The sequence below is a fragment of the Clostridium sp. ZS2-4 genome, from assembly GCF_026719745.1.
Taxonomy (GTDB): Bacteria; Bacillota; Clostridia; order Clostridiales; family Clostridiaceae; genus Clostridium_H.
In genome coordinates, this window is record NZ_JAPPRQ010000072.1 from 1 (window position 1) to 936 (window position 936).

The window sequence follows — 936 nt, forward strand, 5'->3', positions numbered from 1 at the left end:
AATTTTTCTGCTCCATGGAATGCTGCTGCTGTTCCTGCTCCTATTCCAAAATCAGTTAGTACAGTTTTAAAGTTTATTCCTTTGCCTTCTAATATTTGTCTTAATATACTTTCGGCTCCGTTGGTTATTCCTCCTAACAACATCTTTCCACCTAAGGCTTCACCTACTCCAAAAGGTCCAAATATTGCTCCGGAGACTGCTCCTACAAAGGATTCTCGTCCTCCAGCAGCCATATAAGAGGAAATATCACTTACCTCTCCTCGTTGTTTATCTGATATTGCTTGACTTAATACTGCCGCTGTTCCTGCTACTGCTGCCCCTGCTGCGATTGCTCCTACTACTGCTGCAGCTGCTCCAGCTGTTACCGCTATTGCTACTGCTGCTACTGTTACTGCTGCTACCACTGCAAGTCCTGCTAAGACTCCTTTAGCTAGCTTTCCCCAACTAAACCCTTTCTTTTCTTCCTTAGGCAGTTCCGGTGGTACTGGTTTTCTACCTGCTATTGGTTCATCATTAAAAGGTGGATATGTTTCCCTATTAGTTCCTTCTTTTATTACATTATTGGATAAAAAGTGCATGTCTGTTTCCATTGAAAACCCACTTTGTGTTTTTGTTTTGGCTGCAAGTATTTGACTTTCTCCTTTTACTTTTACACTTTGTGGTGTTTTCATTATTATTTCTTCATCTGCATTTAATCTTAACTTTTTAGGGCTTTTTATTGTTACTCCTACCTTATCATCAAAGCTTATGCTGAGGGGTTCTTTACTTCCACCTTTTATGTTCAATGCACCTGGGGTCATTTCTATTTCAATCATTGCCAAACCTGCTTCGCAGACAATACCAAAAACTTCTTTCTCTATTTGCTTGAAATTTAATTTTAAATCATCTAAAATTATATCATTCATGTTAAAGCTCCTTTCTATATTTGTTGTTGGG

Annotated in this window: 1 protein-coding gene; it reads right to left on the reverse strand. The window is 38.8% G+C overall.

Annotated features, from left to right (window positions below; genetic code table 11):
• A partial coding sequence (locus tag OIO11_RS11645) for a hypothetical protein (RefSeq protein WP_268071639.1) occupies positions 1 to 905 on the reverse strand: 905 nt, incomplete at its 3' end.
• Between the last annotated feature and the right edge of the window lie 31 nt (positions 906 to 936).